The organism is Inhella crocodyli (assembly GCF_004004565.1).
Classification (GTDB): Bacteria; Pseudomonadota; Gammaproteobacteria; order Burkholderiales; family Burkholderiaceae_C; genus Inhella; species Inhella crocodyli.
Window position 1 is genome coordinate 219,612 of record NZ_SACM01000003.1, and the last position, 26,659, is coordinate 246,270.

The window sequence follows — 26,659 nt, forward strand, 5'->3', positions numbered from 1 at the left end:
AACCGATCCCGCATGAAGCCCAGCCTTCAGCTCCGCCACAGTCAGCACCTGTCGCTGACGCCGCAGCTGCAGCAGTCCATCCGGCTGCTGCAGTTGTCGACGCTGGAGCTGCAGCAAGAGGTCCAGCAGATGCTGGACGCCAACCCCCTGCTCGAGCCCGACACCGACGACGGCGACCTGCCCCTGGCGGCGCCGGAGCTGCCGCCCAGCAGCACGGCCGAGCGGGAAGAGCGCGACGAGGCCAGCGGCGGCGAGGCCGCCGAGCTCAGCGGCGAGGACTTCGGCAAGACCGAGCAAGAGGACTGGGCCAACGGCACCGAGGGCGACGACTTCGACGGCATCCGCGAGCTGCCGGCCAACGCCCCCGTGGGCGAGGGCGGCGACGACGAGGGCCGCGACTTCGACGCCGCGCCGGTGTCGCTGACCGAACACCTGCGCGAGCAGCTCGTGGGCCGCCGGCTCAGCGCCATCGACCGCGCTGCGGTGGAGCTGCTGATCGAATCCCTGGATGGCGACGGCTACCTGGCCGACCCGCTGGACGAGCTGGTGCTCAGCCTGGCCGGCGAGGACCCCGAAGCGCAAGAGGAGCTGCTGGAGCAGTTGCAAGTGGGCCTGGCCCTGCTGCAGAGCATGGACCCCGCGGGCGTGGGCGCCCGGGGCTTGGGCGAATGCCTGCAACTGCAGCTGCGCCGCCGGCCGCCCTCGCCGGTGAACACCCTGGCGCAAACGGTGTGCGCCAAGTACCTGGACCTGCTGGCCAAGCGCGACTGGCGGCGCCTGGGCGCACTGACGCACAGCGACGAGCCCGAGCTGAAGGCGGCGCACGCCCTGATCGGCACGCTGGAGCCCAAGCCGGGGCGCGCCTTCGGCCAGGACAGCAACACGCCCGTGGTGCCCGACGTGCTGGTGCGCCGCGTGGGCCGCCAGTGGCGCGCCGTGATCAACCCCGAGGTCTGCCCCAAGCTGCGCGTGAACGAGATGTATGCCCGCGCGCTGAAGCAGACCAAGGGGGCCGTGAGCGGCTCGCCCCTGGGGGGGCAGTTGCAAGAGGCGCGTTGGTTCATCAAGAACATCCAGCAGCGCTTCGACACCATCGCCCGCGTGTCGCAGGCCATCGTCGAGCGGCAAACCGGCTTCTTCAACCACGGCGAGCTGGCCATGCGCCCGTTGGTGCTGCGCGAGATCGCCGAGGAGCTGGGCCTGCACGAGTCCACCATCTCCCGCGTCACCACGCAGAAGTACATGGCCACGCCGCACGGCACCTTCGAGCTAAAGTTCTTCTTCGGCTCCGGCCTCAACACCGAGGCCGGCGGCGAGGCCAGCAGCACCGCGGTGCGCGCGCTCATCCGCCAGTTCATCGCCGCCGAGGACGTGAAAAAGCCCTTGTCGGACAGCGCCCTGGCCGCCATGCTGGAAGAACAGGGCATCCAATGCGCCCGCCGCACCGTCGCGAAGTACCGCGAGGGCATGAAGATCCCCACCGCGCCCCTGCGCAAAGCCCCTTGAGTTCCTCCCCCGACACCGCCGACGCCCACGAACCCCGGGGACGCCTGTTCCTGCCCTGCGGCGCTGGCGTCGAACCCCTGCTGGCCGACGAAGTGCGCGCGCTGCTCGGCGGCGCCTTGAACGGCCCGCGCGTCGAGGCCCAACGCGGTGGCGTGGCCGTCATCGACGCGCGCCTGCGCGACGTGATGGCCCTGAACCTGCACAGCCGCCTGGCCACGCGCGTGCTGGTGGAGCTGGCCCACGGCCCCTACCGCGACGAGCGCGATCTGTACGAGCTGGCCTACGACGTGGCCTGGGACGCCTGGCTCACGCCGGCCCAAACCCTGCGCGTGGACGTGAGCCAGCGCGGCTCCTCGCTGCAAAGCCTGCACTTCGCCGGCCTGCGAGTGAAGGACGCCGTGTGCGACGCGCTGCGCGAAAGCACGGGCGAGCGCCCCAGCGTCGACACCCGCGACCCCGACCTGCCACTGTTCCTGCACCTCGAGGCCGAGGTGGCCACCCTGTACGCCGACAGCTCGGGCGAGCCCCTGTTCAAGCGCGGCTGGCGCCAAGACACGGGCGACGCGCCGCTCAAAGAAACCCTGGCCGCCGCGATGCTGGCCGCCGCCGGCTGGCGCGGCACGCCGGAGGCCGGCGGCGCCTTCAACGACCCCTGCTGCGGCAGCGGCACCCTGGCCATCGAGGCCGCTCAGATCGCCTGTGGCATCGCTGCTGGCGGCCAACGCCGCTTCGCCTTCGAGCGGCAGTTGCCCTACCAAGACCTGCGCACCGTGTGGCAGCAGTTGCGCCAGCAGGCGCGCGCGGCCGAGCACGCGCCGACCGTGCCGGTCTTCGCCAGCGACGTGAGCTTCCGCATGGTCGACTTCGCGCGGCGCAACGCCGAGCGCGCCGGCGTGGCCCACGCCATCAAGCTGCAGGGCGGCGATGCACTCGAACGGCCGGCCCCCGTGCTGCCCGAGGACCTGCCCGGCACGCTGATGCTGAACCCGCCCTACGGCGAGCGCATCGACGTGGCCGGCAAGGCCGGCCGCGAAACCGCGCAGCAGCAGCCGGCCGACGCGGGCGAGGACTTCTTCACCCAACTGGCCGCCCACTGGAAGCGCCAGTACACCGCCCACCCCGCGGGCTGGACCGGCTGGCTGCTGAGCCCCGACCGCGAGCTGCCCAGCCGCATGCGCCTGAAGCCGGCGCGCAAGCTGCCGCTGTGGAACGGGCCCATCGAGTGCCGCCTGTTCCGCTTCGACCTGGTGGCCGGGAGCCTCAAGAAGTGACGGGCCTGCGTCGCCGCGAGCACCTGGCTTGGGCAGGCGGCGCGTGGGCGGGCTCGGCGCAGGGGCAGGCCCCCGCGGTGCCGCTGCGCGTGCTGTGGCTCGTGACCGGGGGCGAGCACCGCGACGCCGTCATGCGGGTGCTCAACGGCTTCCAGGCGGCCTACCCGTCTTGGGCGGTGCAGCCCCTCGAAATGGACCAGGCCGACTACAAGGCCCGCGTGCCGCAGATGCTGCTGACCCGACCGGCGCCGGCGGACGTGATGTTTTGGTTCGCGGGCGAGCGCCTGCGGGAGTTCGTGCGCCAAGGCCAGTTGGAACCCTTGGGGGCCCTGGCCCGCGCCGACGGCTGGGCCCGGGGCTTCCAGCCGGCGGTGTTGGCCGAAGCGTCCGAGCAGGGCGAGCTCTACGGCCTGCCCTTGTCGACCTACCTCTGGGGCTTCTTCTACCGCCGCAGCGCCTTCGCGCAATGGGGCGTGACGCCGCCGCGCAGTTGGCCCGAGTTCCTGGCCCTGTGCCGGCGCCTGCAAGCCCTGGGCGTGGCCCCCTTGATGCTCGGAGCCAAAGACAGCTGGGCCGTGGCCGGCTGGTTCGACCAGTTCAACCTTCGCCTGCACGGGCGCGAGTTCCACGGCGCCCTGATGCGCGGGGCCATTCCCTACACCGACCCCAGGGTGCGCGCCAGCTTCCTGGCCTGGCGGCAGCTGCTGGAGCTGGGCGCCTTCCACCCCCGCTGTGCCGAACTGGACTGGCGGCAGGCCGTGCCCTACGTCAGCCGCAAACTCGGCGCCATGATGCTCATGGGTGGCTTCGCGGCAGGGCAGTTTCCGCGCGCGATCCGGGACGACTTGGGCTGGTTCCCCTTCCCGGCGCTCGACCCCAAGCAGCCCCCTTTGGAGGAAGCGCCGCTCGACGTCCTGGTGATGCCCAAGCACGCCAGCAACAAGGCCGGGGCCCGGGCCCTGCTGCGCCACGTCGCTCAGGCCGAGGTGCAAGGTGCTTTCAACGAAAGCACGGGCATGCTGGCCCCGCACCTGCAAGCGCCAGCGCCCACTGTGGACTGGATGCGCGACAGCGCCCAGGCCCTGCAGCAGGCCCGCGGCATCACCCAGTTCTTCGACCGCGACGCCCCCTCGGCCTTTTCGGGGCCGGCCATGGTGGCGCTGCAGCGCTTCGTGGCCCAGCCCCAAAGCCTGGACCGGGTGCTGGCGCAGTTGGACTCGCTGCGCCTGCGGCATTACCCCGGCGCGGGCTGAGGGCGCCGCACGCCGGCCAGTGCCTCAGCCCCAGCCCAGGCCGATCCAGGCCAGCAGGCTGAGCGGCGCGGTGTCGGCCCGCAAGATGCGCGGCCCCAAACCCACGGGCTCGAAGCCCGCCGCCACGGCCGCCGCCAGCTCCGCCGGGCTGAGCCCGCCTTCGGGGCCGGTCAGCAGGGTCAGCTGCGCGGGGCGCTCGGACGGAGCGCGCACGGCTGCCGCCCCCGGGCTGGCCACCCAGCGGTGCCCTGCGAGCGGCGCGGCCAGCCAGCTGTTCAAGGGGCGCACCGGGTGCAGCATGGGCACGCGGGTGCGGCCGCATTGCTCGGCCGCGGCCTGCGCCACGCCTTGCCAGTGCGCCACTTTTTTGTCAGCGCGCTCGCCAATCAGGCGCAGCACGGAGCGCTCGCCCACCAAGGGTTGCAGCGCCGCAGCCCCGAGCTCGGTGGCCTTCTCCACCAAGAAGTCCATGCGGTCGTTGGCCGGCATCACCACGGCCAGGGTCACGGCCGTGGGCAACTCGCGGTCCAGCGGCGTGAACTGGCGCAGCACCACCTGCACCACGCTGCGGCCCATCTGCGTCACTTCGGCCGTCCACTCGCCCGCCAGGGCGCCGTCGCCGCGGCCGTCGAACAAGGTGATCGCGTCGCCCGGCTGCAGGCGCAGCACTTGGGCGTGGCGGGTGGGGCCGGGGGGCAGGTCCAGCACCTGGCCAGCGGCGGTCAAGGGCAGGTCGACGAAGAGGCGCGCAGGCATGGAACGGGCAAGAAAAATGGCGGCACGGAGGCCGCCATCATCTCAGGGGAGTGGCCCGATCAGGCCATCGCGGGGTAGTCGGTGTAGCCCTTGGGGCCCGGCGTGTACAGGGTGCTGAAGTCCACCTCGTTGAGCGGAGCGCCTTTTTGCAGGCGGGCGGGCAGGTCGGGGTTGGCCAAGAAGGCTTTGCCGAACACGATCGCGTCGCCACGCCCCTCGGCCAGGGCCTTCGCGGCGCTGGCCCCGTCAAAGCCACCGTTGAGCATCAGCACGCCCTTGAAGTGCTCGCGCGCCACGCGGGCAATCGAGGCTTCCGCCGGCAGCGCCTGGTCGGCGTGGCGCATCTCCAAGAAGGCGATGCCGCGCGCGCTGAGCTGCTGGGCCACGTAGGCCACCAGGGCCTCGGGGTCGCTGTCGGCGATGTCGTTGAAGGCCACCAGGGGCGACAGGCGCACCGAAACGCGGTCGGCCCCGGCCACGGCGATCGCCGCGTCCACCACCTCGAGCAGCAATCGGGCGCGGTTCTCGATGGAGCCGCCGTAGGGGCCCGTGCGGTCGTTGACGCTGTCGCGCAGGAACTGGTCGATCAGGTAGCCGTGCGCGCCGTGCACCTGCACCCCGTCGAAGCCCGCGGCCAGCGCGCGGCGCGTGGCGTCGGCGAACAACTGCACGATGCCCGGGATTTCGTCGTCGCGCAGGCGGCGCGGGGCTTCGTAGGGCTGCTTGCCCTGCGGCGTGTGGATGACGTCGTCGCGGATGGCGCGGTCGGTGCTGCTGATCGGCTGCACGCCCCCGTTCAGCAGCGAGTGGGCCGCGCGGCCCGGGTGCCAGATCTGCAACTGGATGCGACCGCCCGCTGCGTGCACGGCGTCGGTGACTGGCTTCCAGCCGGCCACGCAGGCCTCGTCAAAGATGCCGGGCTCGCCGGTGAAGGCGCCGCCGTCGGCGGCGGCCATGGTGGCTTCGGCGATCAAGAGACCGGCGCTGGCGCGCTGCGCGTAGTGCTCGGCGATGAGTGCGTTGGCGATGTGCGTCGTGCCGGCGCGGGCGCGGGTCAGCGGGGCCATCACCACGCGGTTGGGCAGGGTCAGGGCACCGGCGGTGAGGGGCGAGAACAAGGTGGGAGCGGTCATGCGGGAAGAATTCAAGCGCGGAGTAGTCACAACTGGCGGTCGCCGCCTCGATTTCAAGGCATGACCGCCAGTGGCGGGCGCGACTTTGCCCGCGCGCGCCCGGACCTGCAGCGCGCAGGGGCATCGCGATTTGCGTTAGGCGCCCAGCAAAAAGCCGGGCGCGGGGCCCGGCTTTTCAGGGGCGCGGCGCTCAGGCCTTCGGCTTGTCGCGCAGTTCGCGGCGCAGGATCTTGCCCACCGGGGTCTTGGGCAGCTCGGTGCGGAACTCGACGATCTTGGGGCGCTTGTAGCCCGTGAGGTTGGCCTCGCAGAAGGCGCGCACGTCGGCGTCGGTCACGGCGGGGTCCTTCTTGACGATGACCACCTTCACCGCCTCGCCCGCCTTCTCGTCGGGCACGCCCACCGCGGCGCACTCCAGGATGCCGGGCATTTGCGACAGCACGTCTTCGATCTCGTTCGGGTAGACGTTGAAGCCGCTGACCAGGATCATGTCCTTCTTGCGGTCGACGATGCGGAAGAAGCCGCGCTCGTCCACCATGCCCACGTCGCCAGTGCGGAAGAAGCCGTCGGCCGTCATGACCTTGGCGGTTTCGTCCGGGCGCTGCCAGTAGCCGGCCATCACCTGCGGGCCCTTGATGGCGATTTCGCCAGGGCCGGGCGAAGGCACTTCGTTGCCGTCGTCGTCCAGCAGCTTCAGCTCGGTGTTGCACACGGGCAGGCCGATGGTGCCGGTGTAGGCCGTGCTGTCGCAGGGGTTGCAGGTGGCCACCGGAGAGGTCTCGCTCAGGCCGTAGCCCTCGCAAATCGGGCAGCCGGTCTTCTCGAGCCACAGCTTGGCGGTGCCCTGCTGCACGGCCATGCCGCCGCCCACGCAAATCACCAGGTGGCTCCAGTCCACGGTGTTGAACTCGGAGTGGTTGGCCATGGCGTTGAACAGGGTGTTCACGGCCGGGAAGCTGTGGATCTTGTGCTGGCTCAGCTCCTTGAACACGGCGGGGATGTCACGCGCATTCGGGATCAGCACGTTCACGCCGCCCTTGTGCATGGACAGCATCAGGTTGGCCGTGAAACCGAAGATGTGGTACAGCGGCAGCGCGCACACGGTGTGCACCTGCTCGCCCGCGGGCACTTTCTTCAAGGCGGCGTCGTAGAAGGCCTCGGCCTGCAGCACGTTGGCCACCAGGTTGCGGTGCAGCAGCACGGCGCCCTTGCTGACGCCCGTGGTGCCGCCGGTGTACTGCAGCAGGGCGATGTCGTCGGCCTTGAGGCTGGGCGGCGTGTAGGTCATGCCGCGGCCCTTGGCCACGGCGGCGTTGAAGCGCACCATGCCCGGGAACTCGACCGGCACGATCTTGTTCTTCTTGCGCACCACGTAGTTGACGAGCTTGCCCTTGAAGAAGCCGAACAGGTCGCCGATGGCGGCCAGCACGACGTGCTTGGTCGGCACCTTGTCGTAAACCTCCTTCAGCGTGGCGGCGAAGTTCTCGACGATGACGATGGCCTTGGCGCCGCTGTCCTTGAGCTGGTGCTCCAGCTCGCGCGGGGTGTAGAGCGGGTTGACGTTGACCGCCACGAAGCCGGCGCGCAGCACGGCGGCGATGGCCACCGGGTACTGGAAGACGTTGGGCATCATGATGGCCACGCGGTCGCCCTTGACCAGGCCCAGGCCCTGCAGGTAAGCGGCCAGCGCGCGCGAGGCCTCGTCCACCTGGGCGAAGCTCAAGGACGCGCCCATCATCTTGTAGGCGGCCTTGCTGCCGTGGGTCTTGAACGCGGTTTCGATCAGCTCGATCAGGTTGCCGTAGCGGCTGGGGTTGATCTCCGCCGGCACGCCGGGCGAGTAATGCTTGAGCCAAATCTTGTCCACGGGTCGTCTCCTTCGGGGTCTCTTTGATTCTGCGAGGGCATGCCACCGTGGCGGCTAGGGAATTGGCCTAGCTTTCGGCCACGACGAAGACAGCAAAGCGCCCCGCGGGGCGCTTTGCCGCTGGGGGCAACCCTTACTCCACGGCCTTGACCATGTCTTCCACGACCTTCTTGGCGTCGCCGAAGACCATCATGGTCTTGTCCATGTAGAACAGCTCGTTGTCCAGGCCGGCATAGCCCGCGGCCATCGAGCGCTTGTTCACGATGATGGTCTTGGCCTTGTAGGCCTCGAGGATGGGCATGCCGTAGATGGGCGAGCCCTTGACCATGGCCGCGGGGTTCACCACGTCGTTGGCGCCCAGCACGATGGCCACGTCCACCTGGCCGAACTCGCCGTTGATGTCCTCCATCTCGAAGACCTGGTCGTAAGGCACCTCGGCCTCGGCCAGCAGCACGTTCATGTGGCCTGGCATGCGGCCGGCCACCGGGTGGATGGCGTACTTGACGGTGATGCCCTTGTGCGTGAGCTTCTCGGCCAGCTCCTTCACGGCGTGCTGTGCGCGGGCCACGGCCAGGCCGTAGCCAGGCACGATGACCACGGTCTCGGCGTTGCCCAGGATGAAGGCCGCGTCGTCGGCGCTGCCGCTCTTGACGTTGCGCTGCGCTTGGGCTCCTTGAGCCACCGCCGCCTCACCGCCAAAGCCGCCCAAGATGACGCTGAAGAACGAGCGGTTCATGGCCTTGCACATGATGTAGCTCAGGATCGCGCCCGAGCTGCCCACCAGCGAGCCGGCAATGATCAGCATGCTGTTGCCCAGGCTGAAACCGATGCCCGCCGCCGCCCAGCCGGAGTAGCTGTTGAGCATGGACACCACCACCGGCATGTCGGCGCCGCCGATGGGGATGATGATCAGCACGCCGAGCACGAAGGCGATGGCGCACACGGCCAAGAAGGCGTTCCAGTTCTGCGTGGCCATGAAGTAGGCCACCAGCCCGAGCAAGGCCAGGCCCAGCGCGGCGTTGAGCGCGTGCTGCCCCTGGAACTGCACCGGCGCCCCCTGGAACAAGCGGAACTTGTACTTGCCGCTGAGCTTGCCGAAGGCGATGACCGAGCCGCTGAAGGTGATGGCCCCGATGGCCGCGCCCAGGCACAGCTCCAGCCGGTTGCCCAGCGGAATCTCGGCGCCGCGCGCCAAGCCCGGGATGAGGGCGTAGGGCTCGACCACCGCCGCCACGGCGATGCACACCGCGGCCAGGCCGATCATGCTGTGCATGAAGGCCACGAGCTCGGGCATCTTGGTCATCTCGACCTTGTTGGCCATGTAGGCGCCCAGCCCACCGCCGAGCACCAGACCCGCCAGCACGTACACCAGGCCGCCCCAGGGGTTGGCCTGGCCCAGCTCGGTGGCCAGCTTGCCGATCAGCGCCACCGTGGTGAGCGCGGCAATCGCCATGCCCACCATGCCGAACACGTTGCCGCGGATGGAGGTGGTGGGGTGGCTCAGGCCCTTGAGTGCCTGGATGAAGCAAACGCTGGCCACCAGGTAGGCCAGGACGACGAAGTTCATGCTCATGGCTTGTCTCCACGCTGGCGCAAGGCGGCTTGCACCAGCGAGCTGGCCAGCGCGCCGGCGGCCATCGCGATCAGCAGGCGGTAGTCACCGCCCACGTCGAAATGCTGCAGCAGCAGCACGGTGGGGATGGACACGCCCAGGAAGGTGAGCGCCAGCGGCAGCACGGGCCCGTTCATTTCGCGCCCCCCGCCTTCTTGTCCTTTTTAGTTCCGGCCCGCTGCGCTTCACATGCCGCAGGCATGTGAGCCTTCTCTGAAAAGCCCTTGGCGTCGGTCATGTCATTTGCCCTCCGGCTTTTTGGCGGGCTTTTTCTTGAACATCTCCAGCATGCGCCGGGTGACCAAAAAGCCGCCGAACACGTTGACCGCGGCCAAGGCCACCGCCGCCACGCCCATCACGCGGCCCAGCGGGGTTTCGGTCAGCGCGGCGGCCAGCATGGCGCCCACGATGACGATGGCCGAGATGGCGTTGGTGACGGCCATCAGCGGGGTGTGCAGGGCGGGGGTCACGTTCCACACCACGTGGTAGCCCACGTAGATGGCCAGCACAAAAATGATCAGGTTGACGATCGTCGGGGACACGGCGTCCATGGCGGGGCTCCTTACTTGCGCTTGACCTCACCGCCCTGGGCCATCAGGCAGGCGGTGACGATGTCGTCGTCGGTGGGCAGGCTGAGCTTCGCGTCCTTGTCGACGATCAGCTTCAGGAAGTCGAGCACGTTGCGGGCGTACAGCGCGCTGCTGTCCGCCGGCACGGTTGCGGGCAGGTTGGTCTCGCCCACGATCGTCACGCCATGCACCTGCACGGTTTGGTTGGCCACCGTCAGCGGGCAGTTGCCGCCCACGCCGCCGGGGCCGCGGCCGGCGGCGATGTCCACAATCACCGAGCCGGCCTTCATGCTCTTCACCATCTCCTCGCTCACCAGGGTGGGCGCGGGACGGCCGGGGATGAGCGCGGTGCTGATCACGATGTCGGCCTGCGCCACGCGCTTGGCCACCTCGGCGGCCTGGCGTGCCAGCCAGCTCGGCGGCATCGGGCGGGCGTAGCCGCCCACGCCTTCGGCGGCTTCCTTCTCTTCGGCGGTCTCGTAGGGGACGTCGATGAACTTGGCCCCCAGGGATTCGACCTGCTCTTTCACCGAGGGCCGCACGTCGCTGGCCTCAATGACCGCGCCCAGGCGCTTGGCGGTGGCGATGGCCTGCAAGCCGGCCACGCCCACGCCCAAGACCACGACGCGCGCGGCCTTGATGGTCCCCGCCGCCGTCATCAGCATGGGGAAGAGCTTCGGGTAGTGGTGGGCGGCGAGCAGCACCGCCTTGTAGCCCGCGATGTTGGCCTGGCTGGACAAGACGTCCAGGCTCTGCGCCCGGGTGGTGCGCGGTGCGGCCTCCAGGGCAAAGGCGGTCAAGCCGGCCTGCGCCATGGCCTGCAGGCCCTCGGCGTCGAAGGGGTTGAGCATGCCGACCAGCACGCTACCGGGCTTCATTTGGGCCAACTCGGCGGCGCTGGGACGCTGCACCTTCAGCACCAGCTCGGCGCCCAGGGCGCCCGCGGCGTCGGTCAACTCGGCCCCGGCGGCTTCGTAGGCGGCGTCGGTGCAGGCGGCGGCCAGGCCGGCGCCCCGTTCCACGCGCACCGTGTGCCCGGCGGCCTTGAACTTCTTCGCGGTCTCGGGCGTCACCGCAACGCGGGTCTCGCCGGCCGCGCTTTCACGCGGAACTCCAATCAGCATGGGCGTGTCTCCTCGAAGGAGCGCGCAGCTTACACGCCGCTTACAGCGAGTTACGGCGGCCCTGCGCCCCTGGCGATGGCTCGCCTGCACGGGGCCGAAGCCAGCTCGCCCCCTGGGAGACCCCCTTACCCGCACCGGTTCGGTGCGCTAGGCTGTCCTTTTCGGCGAACCTTGGGAGAGCAGCACATGAACCTCAATCGGATGCGGATCGGACAGCGCTTGGGCCTGGGCTTCGGCCTGATGGCGGTGTTGTTGGCGGTGAGCCTCGGGGTTGCCATTCAGCGCGTGGGCAAGCTGGAGGAAGCCAGTCTGCAGGTCATCGAGATGGAACGGCGTGCCGGTTTGGCGGAGGCCTGGATGGGCCAGACCGACCTCAACGCCAACCGCGCGGTAGCGATCGCCAAGTCGGGCTACGCCGAGGCCGTGGTGAAGCACTTCGACCCGATGGTCAAGGCCACCTCGGAGCGGATCAGCAAGGTGCAGAAGGAGCTCGAAGCCTCGGTCAGCACCGAGCGCGGCAAGGCCCTGATGGCCGAGATCGCCAGCACGCGCAAGGCCTACATCGACCAGCGCAACCAGGTGTTCGCGACGCTCAAGGCTGGCGACCTGGAAGGCGGGCAACGCAAGGTGGAGACCGACATGCTGCCCGCCGTCGCCACCTACCTGAAGGCCTTGGAGGTCTTCGTGGCCTACCAAGACGAGCTCGTCAAGGCCACCTCGGCGCAGGCCACGGCCGACGCCCAGTTCGCCCGCGTGGTGCTGGCGGTGATGCTGGTGGTGTGCGTGGCGGTGGCCATGGGCTTCGGTTGGGTCATCACGCGCTCGGTCACCGCCCCGCTGCAGCAGGCCCGGCGCAGCACCGAGGCCATCGCCCAAGGCGACTTGACGGTGGACGTGCGCGCCGAAGGCGACGACGAGTTGGCCGAGATGCTGCGCGGCCTCGAGCAGATGCAGCAGCGCCTGCGCACGCTGGTGGGCGAGATTCGCGCCGGCACCGAGGGCATCAACACCGCGTCCAGCGAGATCGCGGTGGGCAGCCAGGACCTGTCGCAGCGCACCGAAGAGGCGGCCAGCAACCTGCAGCAAACCGCCAGTTCGCTGGAAGAGATCACGGCCACAGCCCGGCAGGCCGCCGACTCCGCCGCCCAGGCCAACCAACTGGCCGGCAGCGCCGCCGAAGTCGCCCGCCGGGGCGGCGCCGTGGTGTCCGAGGTGGTGCAGACAATGGGCGCCATCAACGACAGCTCGCGCCGCATCGCCGACATCATCGGCACCATCGATGGCATCGCCTTCCAGACCAACATCCTGGCGCTCAACGCCGCGGTGGAGGCCGCGCGGGCCGGCGAGCAAGGCCGTGGTTTTGCCGTGGTGGCCGGCGAGGTGCGCCTGTTGGCACAGCGCAGCGCCGACGCGGCCAAAGAAATCAAAACCCTGATCGCCAACAGCGTCGAGAAGGTCGAAGCCGGCACGCGCCTGGTGGGCGACGCCGGCAGCACCATGAACGACATCGTGGCCAGCGTGCAGCGGGTGACCGACATCATTGGCGAGATCAGCGCCGCCACCGGCGAACAAAGCGCCGGCATCGGCCTGGTGAACGACGCCGTGACCCAACTGGACCAGGTCACGCAGCAGAACGCGGCCTTGGTGGAGGAGTCGGCGGCCGCCGCCGAATCCTTGAGCGAGCAAGCCGCTCGCGTGGCCGCGTCCGTGGCCGTGTTCCGAACCTGAAGAGAATCCCCGACCGCATGGCCGAGCTCCGCTGGAAACCCAACGTCACCGTCGCCGCCTACATCGAACACGAGGGCAAGCTCTTGTGGGTGCGCGAGCACACCAGCCGCGACGGCATCCGCATCAACAACGCCGCCGGCCACCTGGAGGCCGAGGAAACCCCGCTGCAGGCCGTGTGCCGCGAGGTGCTGGAAGAGACCGGACATCCCTTCCGGCCCGAAGCCATCCTGGGCTTCTACCTGAGCGACATCCGCCGCACCGGGGGCGAGGTGGTGCGCTTCCTGCGCATTGCCTATGTGGGCACCGTGGGCCCTCGCGAGCGCACCGAGTTGGACCCGCCCATCATCGAAACCCTGCTGCTGAGCGCCGACGAGATCCGCGCCCGACCGCATGAACTTCGCTCGCCCCTGATGCTGCGCGGCCTGGACGACTACGAGGCCGGCCGGCGCTACCCCTTGGACTTGATCTGGAGCGCCGAGTGAGCTTTGCTTTGGTCATCTTGGAAGCCCACGGCCAGCGCGCCGAACGGGGCCAGGCCTGCGGCGAGGCGGCCTACGCGGCCATGCTGGCCTTCGCCGACGACTTGCGCGAGCGCGGTCAACTGGTGCTGGCGCAGGCGCTGGCCACGGCGCAGCAGCGGCACCTGGATGGGCGCTGGACCGACGGCCCCTTCACCGAGGCCAAAGAGTTCCTCGGCGGCATCTTCTTGCTGCAGAACGTGAGCCGCGCCGAGGCACAGGCCATCGCCACCGCCTGCCCGGCGGCGGCCTGGGCCACGGTGGAATTGCGGGAACTGGGGCCCTGCTTCACCTGAGGCCCTGGGGCGTGTCGAATGGCAGGCCCCTCGTTCGTCGTGGAGCATCACCCCTGCCGAAAGGACCCCCGATGCCCCGCTACCTGATCCAAGTCCGCGCCACGCCCATGAGCGAAGCGGGCGAGTTCCCCGACGACCCCACGCTGGTGGCCCGCATGATGGCTTTCCACGAAGAGTTGGCGCACGCGGGCGTGCTGCTGGACTGCTCGGGCTTGATGCCGTCCAGCCAGGGCTTTCGCGTGCACTACTCGGCGCAGGGCGAAGCGACCGTGATCGACGGGCCCTTCGCCGAGACCAAGGAGCTCATCGCCGGCTACACGCTGATCGAGGTGCGCTCCCGCGACGAGGCCCTGGCCTGGGCCCGGCGTTTTCCGGCGCCGTTTCCCGGCCAGCCCTGCGACATCGAAGTGCGCCCCCTGTTCGGTGGCATGAGCGACGCTACGCCCGAAGAGGCCGAGCGCGAGCTGCGCGAGCAGCTGGGTCAGATCCGCAGCGCGCGATGAGCCCGCCGGCGGGCGCCGAGGCCCACCGCGCCATCCAAACGGTCTGGCAGCTGGAGGCGCCCGCCCTCGTGGGCGCCCTCACCCGCCTGACCCACGACCTGGCACTGGCCGAAGACTGCGCCCAAGACGCCCTGCTGGCCGCGCTGGAACGCTGGCCGCACGATGGCCTGCCGCGCAACCCCGCCGCCTGGCTGATGACCACCGCCAAGCACCGCGCCCTCGACCGCCTGCGCCACGGCCAGGTGGCCGTGCGCGAGCAAGCGGCCTTGGGCCAGGACGCCGACGCCCGGCACGACGCCGTGGCGCCCGACCCGCTGGCGCTGATGCTGGCCGACGAGGCCGCGCCGCTGCGCGACGAGGTGCTGCCCCTGCTTTTCATCGCCTGCCACCCGCTGCTGTCGCGGGAGGCACAGTGGGCGCTGACCCTGCGCCTGGTCGGCGGCCTCAGCGTGGCCGAAATCGCCCGCGCCTGCTTTGCGCAAGAGGCCACGGTGGCCGCGCGCATCACCCGCGCCAAGAAGGCGCTGGCCGGCCAACCCTACGGCCTGCCGCCGGCGGCCGAGCGCCAGCAGCGTTTGGCCAGCGTTTGCACCGTGCTGTACCTGATGTTCAACGAGGGCTACGCCGCGCACAGCGGCCCCGACTGGACGCGGCCCACGCTGTGCCACGAGGCCCTGCGCCTGACCCGTACCTTGGCCGCGCTGTGCCCGACCGACAGCGAGGTGCTGGCCCTGCAAGCGCTGATGGAGCTGCAGGCCTCGCGCCTGCCGGCGCGCGCCGACGCGCAGGGCCGCCCGGTGTTGCTCATGGACCAAGACCGCCGCCGCTGGGACCCGCTGCTGCGCCAGCGGGGGCTCCAAGCCCTGGTCCGTGCCGAAGCCTTGGCCCAGGGCAACCCCGGGCCCTTGCTGTTCCAGGCCCTGCTGGCGGCCTGCCACGCCCGCGCGCTTCGCGCCGAGGACACCGACTGGGCGCGCATCCTGCAGCTGTACGACGCGCTGCTGGAGGCCCAGCCCAGCCCGGTCGTGGCGCTCAACCGCGCGGTGGCCCTGTCCCAAACCCAGGGCCCGGCGGCGGCGCTGCCCGAAGTCGACCGCCTGGCCGACGCCCTGCACGGCTACCCTTGGTGGGCCAGCACGCGGGCCGAGTTGTGCCTGCAACTCGACCGGCCCCGCGAGGCCCTGGCGGCGCTGGACCTGGCCATCGCCTGGACCCAGAACGGGGCCGAACGGGCCCTGTTGCAATCGCGGCGCGCGGGTGTCGAATCCCACCTGCCTCAAACGTCGAGCTGAAACCTTCACTTGGAGCCCCCCATGGCCCGCGTCAGCACCTACTTGAACTTCCCCGGCACCACCGAAGCCGCATTCGCCCACTACCGCGACGTGTTCGGCACCGACTTCGAAACGCCGCCCCTGCGCTTTGGCGACATGCCGGCCCAGCCGGACCAGCCCCCGTTGCCCGAGGAGGCCCGCCAGAAGGTCATGCACGTGGCCCTGCCCATCCTAGGCGGACACGTGCTGATGGGCACCGATGTCATCCCCGGCAGCGGCTGTGGCGCCCACGAGATGGGCAACGCCGTGACCCTGAACCTCGAGCCCGACACCCGCGCCGAGGCCGACCGCCTGTACGCCGCGCTCAGCGAGGGCGGCAGCGCGGACGCCCCGATGGCCGACATGTTCTGGGGCGCTTACTGGGGCGTGCTGCAAGACCGCTTCGGCCTGCGCTGGATGATCAACTGCGCCGAACCCAAGGCGACCTGAGCCCGCTCCTTCCCACCCCTTCCCGCACGCCCATGCCCCACACCCTCCGCCTGCAGCGCGTCTTGCGCGCCCCGCCCGAGCGCGTGTACCGCGCCTTCTTGGAACCCGCCGCCATGGTCAAGTGGCTGCCCCCCTTCGGCTACACCGCCACGGTGCACGAGATGGACGTCCGCGTGGGCGGTGGGCACCGCATGTCCTTCACCCACTTCGGCACGGGGCACAGCCACAGCTTTGGGGGCCGCTACCTGGAGCTGGTGCCCGGTGAGCGCATTCGCTACACCGACCGCTTCGACGACACGAACCTGCCGGGCGACATGACCTGCACCATCGCGCTTCGGCCGGTGCTGTGCGGCACGGAGTTGACCGTCGTGCAGGAGGGCGTGCCCGACGCGATCCCGGCCGAGATGTGCCACCTGGGCTGGCAGGAATCGCTCGTCCAGCTGGCGCAGCTGGTCGAGCCCGAGATCCCCAGCCCCTGAGGCGCGGGCCGCGCGAAGGGGCGACGCGGTCCGGGTGGGGCCCCGCACAATGCCGCCCCTTCCGCCCGGGTCAACGCCGCGCCATCGCGCCGCGTTGCCGGCTTCCATCCCTGCCGCTTCAACGTCCCATGCCTTTCGCCCCGTCCGTCCGCGCCGTGTTGGCCAGCCTCACCTTGGCCCTGCTCACCGCCTGCGGCGGCGGGGGCACCGTGGTCATCGGCGATGGCGGCGGCAGCAACAACCCGCCGCTGCCCGCGCCCAACCCCTTCCCCACGCCGCCCACGCTGAACTGCAGCACCGCCGGCCTGGCCGCCGCCGCGCAAAGCCGCTGGCCCGTGGTCTGCATGCTGACCAGCAGCGGTGAAATGGTCATCGAGCTGTACGACAGCTACAGCCCGGCCACGGTGAACAACTTCCTGGCCTATGTGAACACGGGCTTCTACAGCGGCACCCTGGTGCACCGCGTGGACCGCGACTTCGTCTTCCAAGGCGGGGGCTACACCAGCGGCCAAGTGCCCAAGAACGCGCTGTACAACCCGGTGGTGCTGGAAGACAACAATGGCCTGAGCAACCTGCGCGGCACGATCGCCATGGCGCGCCGCACCGAGCCCAACACCGCGACCTCGCAGTGGTTCATCAACGTGCGCGACAACATCGACCTGGACTACACGCCGCAGCGCCGGGGCTACGCCGTGTTCGGCCGCGTGATCTCGGGCCTGCCGGTGGTCGACGCCATCAACGTGACGCCGGTCTACACCTACAGCGCCACCGACATCCGCCCCCGCGTCGAGATCCTGACCTACTGGGTGCGCCGGGTTCAGTAAGGGCTTGAGGGGCCCGAGACAATCGGGCCCATGCCCGCCCAGACCTACACCCTCTCCGACTTCGACTACGAGCTGCCGCCGGAGCTGATCGCGCAGCACCCGGCGGCCGAGCGCAGCGCCTCGCGCCTGCTCGACGCCCGCGGCCCCGCCTTGGTGGACCGCGTGTTCCGCGAACTGCCCCACCTGCTGGAGGCCCGCGACCTGCTGGTCTTCAACGACACCCAGGTGATCAAGGCCCGGCTGCATGGCGTCAAAGCCACAGGGGGCAGCGTGGAGGCGCTGATCGAGCGCTTGCTTCCGGGCGCCCACGAAGTTTGGGCGCACGTCCGCGCCAGCAAGAGCCCCAAGCCCGGCAGCACGGTGCGCTTTGCCGAGGCCTTCGATGCCGAGGTGCTGGGCCGCTGCGGGCCGGAGAACGGCCTGTTCCACCTGCGCTTCCCGGCCGACCCCTTGACGCTGCTGGACGCGCACGGCCACGTGCCGTTGCCACCCTACATCGAGCACGAGGACAGCGCCGACGACGTGCGCCGCTACCAAACCGTGTTCGCGCAGAACCCGGGCGCGGTGGCCGCGCCGACGGCCGCGCTGCACTTCGACGAGGCCTTGTTGGCCGCCCTGCCGTGCCCGCGCGCCAACGTCACGCTGCACGTGGGCGCCGGCACCTTCCAGCCGGTGCGCGTGGAGAACATCGCCGAGCACCAGATGCACAGCGAGTGGTTCAAGGTGCCGCAGGCCACCGTGGACGCGATCGAGGCCTGCCGCGCCCGCGGCGGCCGCGTGGTGGCCGTGGGCACCACGACCTTGCGCGCCCTCGAGTCCGCCGCGCGCGGTGGCCGCTTGCAGGCGGGCGCGGCGGAGACCGACATCTTCATCACCCCCGGCTTCCATTTCCAGGTCGTGGACGCGCTGATCACCAACTTCCACCTGCCCAAGAGCACGCTCATGATGTTGGTGAGCGCGCTGGCCGGCTACGAGCACATCCGGGCGGTGTACGGCCACGCGGTGGCCGAGCGGTACCGCTTCTTCAGCTACGGCGACGCGATGCTGCTGGCGCGCCTGGGCTGAAAATCTCGGGCATGCCCCACCCGCGCAGCACCGACGACACCGCCGATGACCGATTCGCACCCCATGGCCGGGTGAGCCTGCAGGCCGTGGGCCAGGTGCTGGAGACCGAGGCGAGCGGCCCCTTCAACGTGGAACTGATCAAGGCCTTGGCCCACTTGATCGCCGCCGTGGTGCCACCGCTGGCGGCCCGTGGGCCCTGGGGCCAGTGCGTGGTGTTCCACCGCAGCGTGATGGCCTCGCCCGACACTCTGGCGGCCTTTGCCCAGTTGCTGCAAGACACGGCCCGCCAGGGCCTGGGACCGGCGGTCACGGCCTACGTGATCGACCCGGGCATTGAAGGCGCGACCTTGATGCCTCGGCATTTCGCCCGCTGCTTCGCCGAGGCTGGCCTGGCCTTTGAAATCTTCCAGCAGGCCGAACCGGCTCGGGGCTGGCTGCGGGAACGCTTGGCCGGAACCTGATCAGTCCTCGTTGTGGGTGAGCAGCGGCATGCTGCCGCCCGAGTCCTTGCCGATCAAGCCGGCGCGGCTGTACACCCCCAGCTTGTCGCGCGTGTCGGCGATGTCGAGGTTGCGCATGGTCAGCTGGCCGATGCGGTCGGCCGGCGTGAAGGCGGCGTCCTCCACCTTTTCCATGCTCAGGCGCTCGGGCGCGTAGGTCAGGTTGGGGCTCTCGGTGTTGAGGATGCTGTAGTCGTTGCCGCGGCGCAGTTCCAGCGTCACCTCGCCGGTGATGGCGCGCGCCACCCAGCGTTGGGCGGTTTCGCGCAGCATCAGGCACTGCGGGTCGAACCAGCGGCCTTGGTACAGCAGGCGACCGAGCTTGCGGCCGTTCCAGCGGTACTGCTCGATGGTGTCTTCGTTGTGGATGCCGGTGACCAGACGCTCGTAGGCGATGTGCAGCAACGCCATGCCCGGGGCTTCGTAGATGCCGCGGCTCTTGGCTTCGATGATGCGGTTCTCGATCTGGTCGCACATGCCCAGGCCGTGGCGGCCACCGATGGCATTGGCCTCCATGAACAGGTCCACGGCGCTGGCGAAGCTGCGGCCGTTCAAGGCCACGGGCACGCCCTCTTCGAAGCGCACGCTCACCGTTTCCTTCTTCACCTCGACGTCGTCGCGCCAGAAAGCCACGCCCATGATGGGCTTGACGATGTGCAGGCCCGAGCTCAAGAACTCCAGGTCCTTGGCCTCGTGCGTGGCGCCCAGCATGTTGCTGTCGGTGCTGTAGGCCTTTTCGACCGACATCTTGTAGTCGAAGCCGTTGGCGATGAGGTACTCGCTCATCTCCTTGCGACCACCCAACTCGTCGATGAAGGTCTGGTCCAGCCAGGGCTTGTAGATCTTGAGCGCCGGGTTGGCCAGCAGGCCGTAGCGGTAGAAGCGCTCGATGTCATTGCCCTTGTAGGTGCTGCCGTCGCCCCAGACGTTCACGCCGTCTTCGCGCATGGCCACCACCAGGGCGGTGCCGGTCACCGCGCGACCCAGGGGCGTGGTGTTGAAGTAGGTGGCGCCGCCGGTGCTGATGTGGAAGGCACCGCTTTGGATGGCGGCGATGCCCTCGGCCACCAACTGCGCGCGGCAGTCGATCAGGCGGGCGATCTCGGCGCCGTAGGCCTTGGCCTTGCGGGGGATGTCCTCGTAATCGCTTTCGTCAGGCTGACCCAGGTTGGCCGTGTAGGCGCAGGGCACGGCACCCTTGGCCTTCATCCAGTGCACGGCGGCGCTGGTGTCCAGGCCGCCAGAGAAAGCGATGCCGACGCGCTGGCCGACGGGGATGGATTGCAGGATGGTGGCCGACACGGTCGCTCGCTGAATGAAAGGTGGGACTGCGGGAGAACCCGCAAGTTTAGGTGGCGGGGTCGGGCGGCAGCCACCCAATCCGGCCTTGGCAGGCTTCGTCCAACGCGGACGCCAGCGCCCGGGCGCCGTCGGCCGGCAGGCGCAGTTGCAGGGTCACCTGCGCGCCGTGTTGGGCGTCCAGCAATTCGGCCCCGGCCTGCTGGGCCATGCGCCGCACCAGGCCTTCTTGCGGGTAGGGGAAGGTGCAGCGCAGGGTTTCCAGGCGCTGCAAACGGGTGCGCGGGGCGTCGATCAAGGCCTGTGCCACGGCGTCGGTGTAAGCGCGCACCAACCCGCCAGCCCCCAATTTCACACCCCCGAAGTAGCGCACCACGGTGGCCAGCACGCCCTCCAGGCCTTGATGGCGCAGCACGTCCAACATCGGCCGGCCGGCGGTGCCGCCGGGCTCGCCGTCGTCGTTGGCTGCGCTTTGACCGCCGGCCAGCAGGGCCCAGCAGACGTGGGCCGCCTGGGGGTGCGCAGCGCGCAAGGCCGCCACCCGGGCCAAGGCCTCGGGGCGGCCGGCACAGGGCTCCACGCAGGCGATGAAGCGGCTCTTCTTGACCAGGGTCTCGGCCTGCACCGGCGCGCTGAGGGTGTCCACGTAAAAAAATGGAGGAAGGTGAATCCAAACGGCGCCCGCCGCCGCTCTAAGTCGTCATCATCCCCGCAACTCTTTGGAGCACCCCATGGGTCCCGACATCCTGCGCGAAAACTTTGCCCTGCTCATCCCCTTGACGGCGATGCTCATCCCCATCGTGGCCATCGTGGCCTACTACCTGAACAAGGCCTCGAAAGACCGCCTGCGCCACGAGACCATCCGCGAGTTGGTGCGGGCCGGCCAGCCGATCCCGCCGGAGCTGCTGTCGGGCGACGACACCCCCGTGGACAAGCCCTCGCCCGGCAACCCGAACCGCAGCCTCACGCCCGGCGTCACCAACCTCGCCGTGGGCTTGGGCTTGATGGGCATGTTCTGGCTCATGAAGCCCGGCTCCTGGCTGTGGGGCATCGGGCTGATTCCGTTCTGCCTGGGCCTGGGCTTCTTGCTGCTGTGGCGCATCGAGCAGAGCGCCGCCAAGCCCCCGGCCGCCTGATGCCCTGGCCCGATGCGGCCCTCGAAGCCCAGCACATCGCCCGCGCCCGCGCGGGCGACCGCGCCGCGTTCGCGGCCTTGGTGCAGGCGCACCAGGGCTACCTGCGCCGCCTGCTGCGCCGCCTGTGCCAAGGCGACGAGGGCCGGGCCGACGACCTCGCCCAGGAGGCCTTCTTGAAAGCCTGGCGCGCGCTCCCGCAGTTCCGCGGCGAGGCGCGTTTTCGCACCTGGCTCACGCGCCTGGCCTACTCGGCCATGAGCGCGGAACGCCCGGCCCCACCCGTGGTGACCGACAGCGAACCGCCCGACTGGCCGGTGAGCGACTTCGCCCCCGGCACGGCCTGGCGCCTGGACCTGGACCGCGCCCTGGCGACCCTGAACCCGCGCGAACGCGACGCGCTCTTGCTGTGCCTGGCCGGCGACCTCAGCCACGCCGAGGCCGCGGCCGTGCTCGGCTGCCCCTTGGGCACGCTGAAAACCCTGGTGCTGCGCGCCCGGGCCAAACTGCGCCTGGCTTTGCGCGACTGGGCCCCGGAGGCCGCATGACCCCTTCCGATCGATCCGACGACCCCACCGCCTTCGACGCCTGGCTGCGCGACGCATTGCGGGCCGAGCCCGAGCCCCTGGACGACGGCTTCAGCCTGCGCGTGATGGCCGCGCTGCCGGCGGCGCCCCGCTCGGCAGCGCATGCCCAGGTCGACCCCTGGCGGCGTCAGGCGGCCGCGCTGGCCACCGCCGCCGCTGGCATCGGCTTGGGCGCCCTGGCCCTGTTCGGCGGGGCCTGGCCGCTGGCGGAACAGGGCTTGGCCGCGCTCAGCCTCGTGGGCCTCATGGCCTGGTGGTCGCTGCCCCAGTCAGCGGGCGGCGGCTGGCGCTGAGGGGATGGGCACCACCTCGTAGTGGTGCCCGATCGCCTCGCCCAGGTTCTGCTTGGCCAGGCGCTTCCAGGTGCCGTCCAAGCGGGCCGCCTCGGCCGCCTCGCGCAGCAGCTGCCGCGTGGCCGCCGGCACGTGGGCCCGCGACACCGCCCAGCCGGCCATGAAGGCGTCCTGGGGCAACCAGTCCATCAAGCGCTGCTGGGCCATCCAGGCCTCGCTGCGGCCGTGCAGGGAGCCGGGCAAGATCAGCACCGCCGACACCCGCCCGGCCTCGTAAGCGCGCAAAAGCCCGGCCATGTCGGGGCTGTCGCTGACGCGCCCCTGCGCCCGCAACTGGTCCACCCAGGCCTGGGCCGATTCGGCCCGCTTGCCCCGGGCCACGACCCCGAGGCGCAACTCTGGGTTGGCGTCGAAGGCCGCCCGGCTGCCCGTGCGCTCGGCCAGGGCCGCCGGCATCAGCACCATGGAGCGCAGGCGGGTCAGCAGCAGAAAGTCGGCCTCGGCGGCCCGCTCGGGCGAGTACGACGCGCCGGCGCTCAGGTGCACCATGCCCTGGGTGAGGGCCGGCCACAGGCGCGTGGGGTTGGTGCTTTCGATCTTGAAGGTGCAGCCCGTGCGGGCCATCAGCTCGCGCGCCACGTCGGCGTCGAAACCCCGCTGGGCGCCGGTTGCGTCGCGCTCGAACACCCCCGGGTAGGGCAACAAGGCCACCTTCAGCTCGCCGCACTCGGCCAGCGCCAGGCCCGACGCGCCCAGGACCACCAGGGCCATCGCCGCGCGCAGCCCCACCCCAATGAAGCACTTGCCCAAGGCCATGGCCGCAGTCTGCGCCGAGCACGAGCCGCCGCCCATCGGCGTTTGCGCGCACTCGCCCGCGACAATCGGGCCATGCTTCAGTTCGAACTCCTGCGCCAGGAAGGCGCCGCCCGCCGGGGCCGCATGACGCTCAACCACGGCGTGGTCGAGACCCCCATCTTCATGCCCGTGGGCACCTACGGCACCGTCAAGGGCGTGATGCCCCGCGACCTGAACGAGATGGGCGCGCAGATCATCTTGGGCAACACCTTCCACCTGTGGCTGCGCCCGGGTTTGAAGGTGATGGAGACCTTCGGCGGCCTGCACCAGTTCGAGAACTGGCAAAAACCCATCCTGACCGACAGCGGCGGCTTCCAGGTGTGGAGCCTGGGCGCCATGCGCAAGATCAGCGAAGAAGGCGTCAAGTTCGCCAGCCCCATCAACGGCGACAAGCTGTTCCTCACGCCCGAGGTCAGCATGCAGATCCAGACGACGCTGAACAGCGACATCGTCATGCAGTTCGACGAGTGCACGCCCTACGAAACCAAGGGCCGGCTGACCACCGAGCGCGAGGCCCGCGCCAGCATGGCCATGAGCCTGCGCTGGGCCAAGCGCTGCCAGGACGAGTTCGCCCGCCTGGAGAACCCCAACGCCTTGTTCGGCATCGTGCAGGGCGGCATGTTCGAGAACCTGCGCGACGAATCCGCCGCCGGCCTGGTGGACCTGGACTTCCCCGGCTACGCCATCGGGGGCTTGAGCGTGGGCGAGCCCAAGGCCGACATGCAGCGCGTGCTGGCCCACACCGCGCCCTTGTTGCCGACGAACAAGCCGCGCTACCTGATGGGCGTGGGCACGCCCGAGGACTTGGTCGAGGGTGTCGCCAACGGCATCGACATGTTCGACTGCGTCATGCCCACCCGCAACGCGCGCAACGGCCACCTGTTCACCCGCTTTGGCGACCTGCGCCTGCGCAATGCCCGTTACCGCGAGGACGCGCGCCCCATCGACGAGACCTGCGCCTGCCAGGCTTGCGCCCACTTCAGCCGCGCCTACCTGCACCACCTGGATCGCTGCGGCGAGATGCTGGGCCCGATGCTGACCACCATCCACAACCTGGCCTACTACCTGAACCTGATGCAGGAAATGCGCGACGCGCTGGACCAGGGCCGCTTTGCCGCTTGGAAGGCCCAGTTCCACGCCGACCGCGCGCGGGGTGTCTGAAGTCACCTAGGCGCAAACCCGGGGACCCTCGCCCCCCAGCGACTGGCTAGCATGGCCCTTCCACTGCGGGGAGGACGACCATGCTGCGCAATCTGAGCATCCGTAAACGGCTTTTGTGGGTGTACATCGCCTTCGTGGTGCTCATCTTGGGCATGGGCGCCCTGGGCATCTGGGTGGCCAGCACCCAAAACACAGCGTTCAACCGCTTCCAGCATGGGGTGCTGGGCGGCTCGACCCATGCGCTGCTGACCCGCGTGGAAATGCTCAACATGCGCCGCTACGAAAAGGACATGGCGCTCCACGTCCAAGACGCTGCCAAACGCGCCGAATACCAAAAGAAGTGGGAAGACGCCTACGCCGCGGCCGAGAAGGCCATGGCGGAACTCGATCGGCGCATCGTGGACCCCGCCAGCATCGAGGCCTTGAAGCGGGTGCGCGAGCACCTGTCGAAGTACCACGAAGGCACCCGCGCGGCGATGAAAGACCTGGACGGCAAGGACACCGCCGAAGCGAACAAGGCCCTCCGGGTTGCGCAGCCGGCCTACGTGGAGGCCGACAAAATCTTGGCCGGCGCGCTGGAAACCGTGGACCGCTTTGCCAAGGCCGCCACCGACAAGCTGAACGGCCTCTACAACGTGGTGCTCTACGCCACCATCGGGGTGGTCGTCTTCGCCCTGGCCATGGTGGTCATCGGCGGTCGCATCGTGTCGGCGTCCATCGTGGACCCGCTGCGCCGGGCCGAGCAGTTCTCCAGCCAAGTGCGGGACGGCGACCTCACCGGCGACCTCGCCAACAGCGGCAACGACGAAGCCACGCAACTCTCGCAGGCGCTCATCGACATGCAGGCGTCGCTGCAGAAGATCGTCGGCAACGTGCGCCAGGCGGCCGAAAGCATCCAGGTGGCCAGCTCCGAGGTGGCCAGCGGCAACCAAGACCTCAGCCACCGCACCGAACAAACCGCCGCCAGCCTGCAGCAAACCGCCAGCGCGATGAACGAGCTCACCGCCACGGTGAACCAAACCGCCGACTCGGCGCGCACCGCCGCCCAACTGGCCAGCCAGGCCAGCAGCGCGGCCGAGCGCGGCGGGGCGGTCGTGGGCGAGGTGGTCAGCACGATGGAGCAGATCAACCACTCCAGCCGCCGCATCAACGACATCATCGGCACCATCGATGGCATCGCCTTCCAGACCAACATCCTGGCCCTGAACGCCGCGGTCGAAGCCGCGCGGGCCGGTGAGGCGGGCCGCGGCTTCGCCGTGGTGGCCGCCGAGGTGCGCAGCCTGGCGCAACGCAGCGCCGAGGCCGCGCGCGAGATCAAGAGCCTGATCGGGGCCAGCGTCGAATCCGTGGACGCCGGCACGCGCCTGGTGGCCGACGCCGGCACCACCATGGACGAGATCGTGTCCTCGGTCCAACGGGTGACCGACATCATTGGCGAGATCAGCGCCGCCGCGGGCGAGCAGAGTTCGGGCATCGGCAGCGTCAACGACTCGGTCGTTCAACTCGACCAAGCCACGCAGCAAAACGCCGCCCTGGTCGAGGAATCGGCCGCCGCGGCGCAAAGCCTGCGCGAGCAGGCGCAGAAGCTGGCCGAGGTGGTCGCGACCTTCCGCCTGCCCGGCGGCAGTGCGGCGGCGTACAAGGCCCCGACGCCTGCGCCGGCCTCCAAACCAGCGGCCAAACCCCTGGCCAAGCCGGCCGCCAAGGCCGCGGCCCCGCGCTCGGCGCCCGCCGCCAGCGCCCCCCGGCCGGCCCCCAGCCCCTCCCCTGCGCCCGCGCCCGCCAGCGCCAGCGCCAGCGCCGACGGCGATTGGGAAACTTTCTGACAGAGGCGACGCTGGGGACGCCAAGACCGAGGGTCAGCGGCCCCGCATCGCCAGCTTGAACAGCTCCGGGATCGACACCTCCCGGGGACCAGGCACCACGCGAAACGCCTCCCCCGCCTGCAGGCGCCCAGGGCGCTGCACGGCCAGGTAGAAGCCGCAATACCCACTCTGGGCCATGAGCTTCACCGCGTGCTTGAAGCCCAAGGCGACATTGAACTTGAAGCAGGGCTGGCGCGGCTCGCTCACCACCAGTTCGCAGTCGTCGAAGCACAGCCGGTCGCCCAACCAGACCTGGCCCTCGAGCAAACCGCTGAGGCTCAGGTTCTCGCCCATGGCGCCCCACGGCAAGGGCGCTTGCCAGTCGGCCACGCCGGCCTGCGCGCGCACCGTTTGCCAGAAGGGGTAGTGCTCGCTGGGGTAAGCGTAGACGGCCTTGCTGAGACCGCCGTGCACCGTCAGGTCGGCCTGCTCGTCGCCGTCCAGGCCCATTGGGCCCACGGCCACGGGGCCCTCGGCGGGGCGCTTTCGGATGGCGCTGGTGACCCATTCGCCGTCCAGGGTCTGGATCGGGGCGCTGGCCGCCCGGTTCAGGCTCAAGAGCTTCATGCCCGCAGTGTCCGTGACGGAATGGGCACATTGGCACATGCGCCAAGCGCATAACCCCGCACCTCCGGGGAGTTACGAGCCGGTTACAGCCGGCCGACAATCGGCCACCGCAAGCGGTATTGGGTGAGCGTCGGC

General features: G+C 70.0%; 29 protein-coding genes. 18 read left to right on the forward strand and 11 right to left on the reverse strand.

Annotated features, from left to right (window positions below; all coding sequences use genetic code 11):
• Window positions 1–12 precede the first annotated feature (12 nt).
• The 3 genes from EOD73_RS11800 to EOD73_RS11810 are packed head-to-tail and all read left to right on the forward strand — an operon-like array spanning window position 13 to window position 4,030.
• Window positions 13–1,506, forward strand: a complete 1,494-nt coding sequence (locus EOD73_RS11800; RefSeq protein ID WP_127683208.1) for an RNA polymerase factor sigma-54 — start codon at window positions 13–15, stop codon at window positions 1,504–1,506.
• Window positions 1,503–2,777, forward strand: a complete 1,275-nt coding sequence (locus EOD73_RS11805; protein WP_240660698.1) for a THUMP domain-containing class I SAM-dependent RNA methyltransferase — start codon at window positions 1,503–1,505, stop codon at window positions 2,775–2,777. Before EOD73_RS11800 ends, EOD73_RS11805 begins: the two co-directional genes overlap by 4 nt.
• Window positions 2,774–4,030 carry an ABC transporter substrate-binding protein gene (locus tag EOD73_RS11810; protein WP_127683210.1) on the forward strand — a complete coding sequence of 419 codons (1,257 nt, stop codon included), beginning with the start codon at window positions 2,774–2,776 and terminating at the stop codon, window positions 4,028–4,030. The genes EOD73_RS11805 and EOD73_RS11810 overlap by 4 nt, the downstream gene beginning before the upstream one ends.
• Window positions 4,031–4,054: 24 nt before the next feature.
• Here EOD73_RS11810 and EOD73_RS11815 read toward each other — a convergent pair whose 3' ends face one another.
• From EOD73_RS11815 to EOD73_RS11845, 7 genes are all read right to left on the reverse strand, one after another.
• A complete protein-coding gene (locus tag EOD73_RS11815) occupies window positions 4,055–4,786 on the reverse strand; it encodes a 16S rRNA (uracil(1498)-N(3))-methyltransferase (protein ID WP_127683211.1) in 732 nt (243 codons plus the stop codon).
• 59 nt (window positions 4,787–4,845) lie between these two features.
• Window positions 4,846–5,919: an alkene reductase gene (locus EOD73_RS11820; protein ID WP_127683212.1), complete on the reverse strand. Its 1,074-nt coding sequence runs from the start codon at window positions 5,917–5,919 to the stop codon at window positions 4,846–4,848.
• Between the two features lie 190 nt (window positions 5,920–6,109).
• Window positions 6,110–7,786 (reverse strand): long-chain-fatty-acid--CoA ligase, encoded by a 1,677-nt coding sequence (locus tag EOD73_RS11825; protein WP_127683213.1) that lies wholly within the window; start codon window positions 7,784–7,786, stop codon window positions 6,110–6,112.
• A gap of 133 nt (window positions 7,787–7,919) precedes the next feature.
• Window positions 7,920–9,359: an NAD(P)(+) transhydrogenase (Re/Si-specific) subunit beta gene (locus EOD73_RS11830; RefSeq protein ID WP_127683214.1), complete on the reverse strand. Its 1,440-nt coding sequence runs from the start codon at window positions 9,357–9,359 to the stop codon at window positions 7,920–7,922.
• Window positions 9,356–9,535: a hypothetical protein gene (locus tag EOD73_RS11835; protein ID WP_127683215.1), complete on the reverse strand. Its 180-nt coding sequence runs from the start codon at window positions 9,533–9,535 to the stop codon at window positions 9,356–9,358. The genes EOD73_RS11830 and EOD73_RS11835 overlap by 4 nt, the downstream gene beginning before the upstream one ends.
• A gap of 102 nt (window positions 9,536–9,637) precedes the next feature.
• Window positions 9,638–9,949 carry an NAD(P) transhydrogenase subunit alpha part 2 gene (locus EOD73_RS11840; RefSeq protein ID WP_127683216.1) on the reverse strand — a complete coding sequence of 104 codons (312 nt, stop codon included), beginning with the start codon at window positions 9,947–9,949 and terminating at the stop codon, window positions 9,638–9,640.
• Window positions 9,950–9,960: 11 nt separating this feature from the next.
• Window positions 9,961–11,091 (reverse strand): Re/Si-specific NAD(P)(+) transhydrogenase subunit alpha, encoded by a 1,131-nt coding sequence (locus EOD73_RS11845; protein ID WP_127683217.1) that lies wholly within the window; start codon window positions 11,089–11,091, stop codon window positions 9,961–9,963.
• A 186-nt stretch (window positions 11,092–11,277) separates the two neighbouring features.
• Between EOD73_RS11845 and EOD73_RS11850 the strand changes: the two genes are divergently transcribed.
• From EOD73_RS11850 to EOD73_RS11895, 10 genes are all read left to right on the forward strand, one after another.
• The gene (locus EOD73_RS11850) at window positions 11,278–12,819 is read left to right on the forward strand and encodes a methyl-accepting chemotaxis protein (protein ID WP_127683218.1); all 1,542 of its coding nucleotides are present in this window, start codon (window positions 11,278–11,280) and stop codon (window positions 12,817–12,819) included.
• A gap of 17 nt (window positions 12,820–12,836) precedes the next feature.
• Window positions 12,837–13,301, forward strand: a complete 465-nt coding sequence (locus tag EOD73_RS11855) for an NUDIX domain-containing protein (RefSeq protein WP_127683219.1) — start codon at window positions 12,837–12,839, stop codon at window positions 13,299–13,301.
• Window positions 13,298–13,633 carry a YciI family protein gene (locus tag EOD73_RS11860; RefSeq protein WP_127683220.1) on the forward strand — a complete coding sequence of 112 codons (336 nt, stop codon included), beginning with the start codon at window positions 13,298–13,300 and terminating at the stop codon, window positions 13,631–13,633. The genes EOD73_RS11855 and EOD73_RS11860 overlap by 4 nt, the downstream gene beginning before the upstream one ends.
• A 71-nt stretch (window positions 13,634–13,704) precedes the next feature.
• On the forward strand, window positions 13,705–14,136 hold the full coding sequence (locus EOD73_RS11865) for a YciI family protein (RefSeq protein WP_127683221.1): 432 nt from the start codon (window positions 13,705–13,707) through the stop codon (window positions 14,134–14,136).
• A complete protein-coding gene (locus EOD73_RS11870; protein ID WP_127683222.1) occupies window positions 14,133–15,428 on the forward strand; it encodes an RNA polymerase sigma factor in 1,296 nt (431 codons plus the stop codon). Before EOD73_RS11865 ends, EOD73_RS11870 begins: the two co-directional genes overlap by 4 nt.
• A 21-nt stretch (window positions 15,429–15,449) precedes the next feature.
• Window positions 15,450–15,896: a VOC family protein gene (locus EOD73_RS11875; protein ID WP_127683223.1), complete on the forward strand. Its 447-nt coding sequence runs from the start codon at window positions 15,450–15,452 to the stop codon at window positions 15,894–15,896.
• A gap of 32 nt (window positions 15,897–15,928) precedes the next feature.
• Complete coding sequence (locus tag EOD73_RS11880; RefSeq protein ID WP_127683224.1) at window positions 15,929–16,375, forward strand: SRPBCC family protein; 447 nt, start codon at window positions 15,929–15,931, stop codon at window positions 16,373–16,375.
• Window positions 16,376–16,503: 128 nt separating this feature from the next.
• Window positions 16,504–17,199, forward strand: a complete 696-nt coding sequence (locus EOD73_RS11885) for a peptidylprolyl isomerase (RefSeq protein WP_127683225.1) — start codon at window positions 16,504–16,506, stop codon at window positions 17,197–17,199.
• Between the two features lie 30 nt (window positions 17,200–17,229).
• Window positions 17,230–18,264 (forward strand): tRNA preQ1(34) S-adenosylmethionine ribosyltransferase-isomerase QueA, encoded by a 1,035-nt coding sequence (queA, locus tag EOD73_RS11890; RefSeq protein WP_127683226.1) that lies wholly within the window; start codon window positions 17,230–17,232, stop codon window positions 18,262–18,264.
• An 11-nt stretch (window positions 18,265–18,275) separates the two neighbouring features.
• On the forward strand, window positions 18,276–18,725 hold the full coding sequence (locus EOD73_RS11895; protein ID WP_127683227.1) for a hypothetical protein: 450 nt from the start codon (window positions 18,276–18,278) through the stop codon (window positions 18,723–18,725).
• Here the strand turns inward: EOD73_RS11895 and argG are convergent, their stop codons facing one another.
• Complete coding sequence (gene argG / locus EOD73_RS11900) at window positions 18,726–20,066, reverse strand: argininosuccinate synthase (protein WP_127683228.1); 1,341 nt, start codon at window positions 20,064–20,066, stop codon at window positions 18,726–18,728.
• 46 nt (window positions 20,067–20,112) lie between these two features.
• Entirely contained in the window at window positions 20,113–20,709 is a 597-nt protein-coding gene (locus EOD73_RS11905; RefSeq protein WP_127683229.1) for an IMPACT family protein, read from the reverse strand.
• An 85-nt stretch (window positions 20,710–20,794) separates the two neighbouring features.
• Between EOD73_RS11905 and EOD73_RS11910 the strand changes: the two genes are divergently transcribed.
• Genes EOD73_RS11910 through EOD73_RS11920 form a run of 3 tightly spaced genes read left to right on the forward strand, consistent with a single transcriptional unit; the run spans window position 20,795 to window position 22,076 of the window.
• Complete coding sequence (locus EOD73_RS11910) at window positions 20,795–21,199, forward strand: DUF6249 domain-containing protein (RefSeq protein ID WP_127683230.1); 405 nt, start codon at window positions 20,795–20,797, stop codon at window positions 21,197–21,199.
• Entirely contained in the window at window positions 21,199–21,744 is a 546-nt protein-coding gene (locus EOD73_RS11915) for an RNA polymerase sigma factor (RefSeq protein ID WP_127683231.1), read from the forward strand. Before EOD73_RS11910 ends, EOD73_RS11915 begins: the two co-directional genes overlap by 1 nt.
• Entirely contained in the window at window positions 21,741–22,076 is a 336-nt protein-coding gene (locus EOD73_RS11920; protein WP_127683232.1) for a hypothetical protein, read from the forward strand. The genes EOD73_RS11915 and EOD73_RS11920 overlap by 4 nt, the downstream gene beginning before the upstream one ends.
• Here EOD73_RS11920 and EOD73_RS11925 read toward each other — a convergent pair.
• Window positions 22,053–22,892 carry a substrate-binding periplasmic protein gene (locus EOD73_RS11925; protein WP_164846053.1) on the reverse strand — a complete coding sequence of 280 codons (840 nt, stop codon included), beginning with the start codon at window positions 22,890–22,892 and terminating at the stop codon, window positions 22,053–22,055. The genes EOD73_RS11920 and EOD73_RS11925 overlap by 24 nt on opposite strands.
• Before the next feature lie 72 nt (window positions 22,893–22,964).
• Between EOD73_RS11925 and tgt the strand changes: the two genes are divergently transcribed.
• Both tgt and EOD73_RS17960 read left to right on the forward strand, forming a co-directional pair.
• Window positions 22,965–24,092 (forward strand): tRNA guanosine(34) transglycosylase Tgt, encoded by a 1,128-nt coding sequence (gene tgt, locus EOD73_RS11930; RefSeq protein WP_127683234.1) that lies wholly within the window; start codon window positions 22,965–22,967, stop codon window positions 24,090–24,092.
• A gap of 80 nt (window positions 24,093–24,172) precedes the next feature.
• On the forward strand, window positions 24,173–25,918 hold the full coding sequence (locus tag EOD73_RS17960) for a methyl-accepting chemotaxis protein (protein ID WP_127683235.1): 1,746 nt from the start codon (window positions 24,173–24,175) through the stop codon (window positions 25,916–25,918).
• Between the two features lie 33 nt (window positions 25,919–25,951).
• On the opposite strand, the gene EOD73_RS11940 is transcribed toward EOD73_RS17960, so the two are convergent.
• Window positions 25,952–26,524: an MOSC domain-containing protein gene (locus EOD73_RS11940; RefSeq protein ID WP_127683236.1), complete on the reverse strand. Its 573-nt coding sequence runs from the start codon at window positions 26,522–26,524 to the stop codon at window positions 25,952–25,954.
• Window positions 26,525–26,659 lie beyond the last annotated feature (135 nt).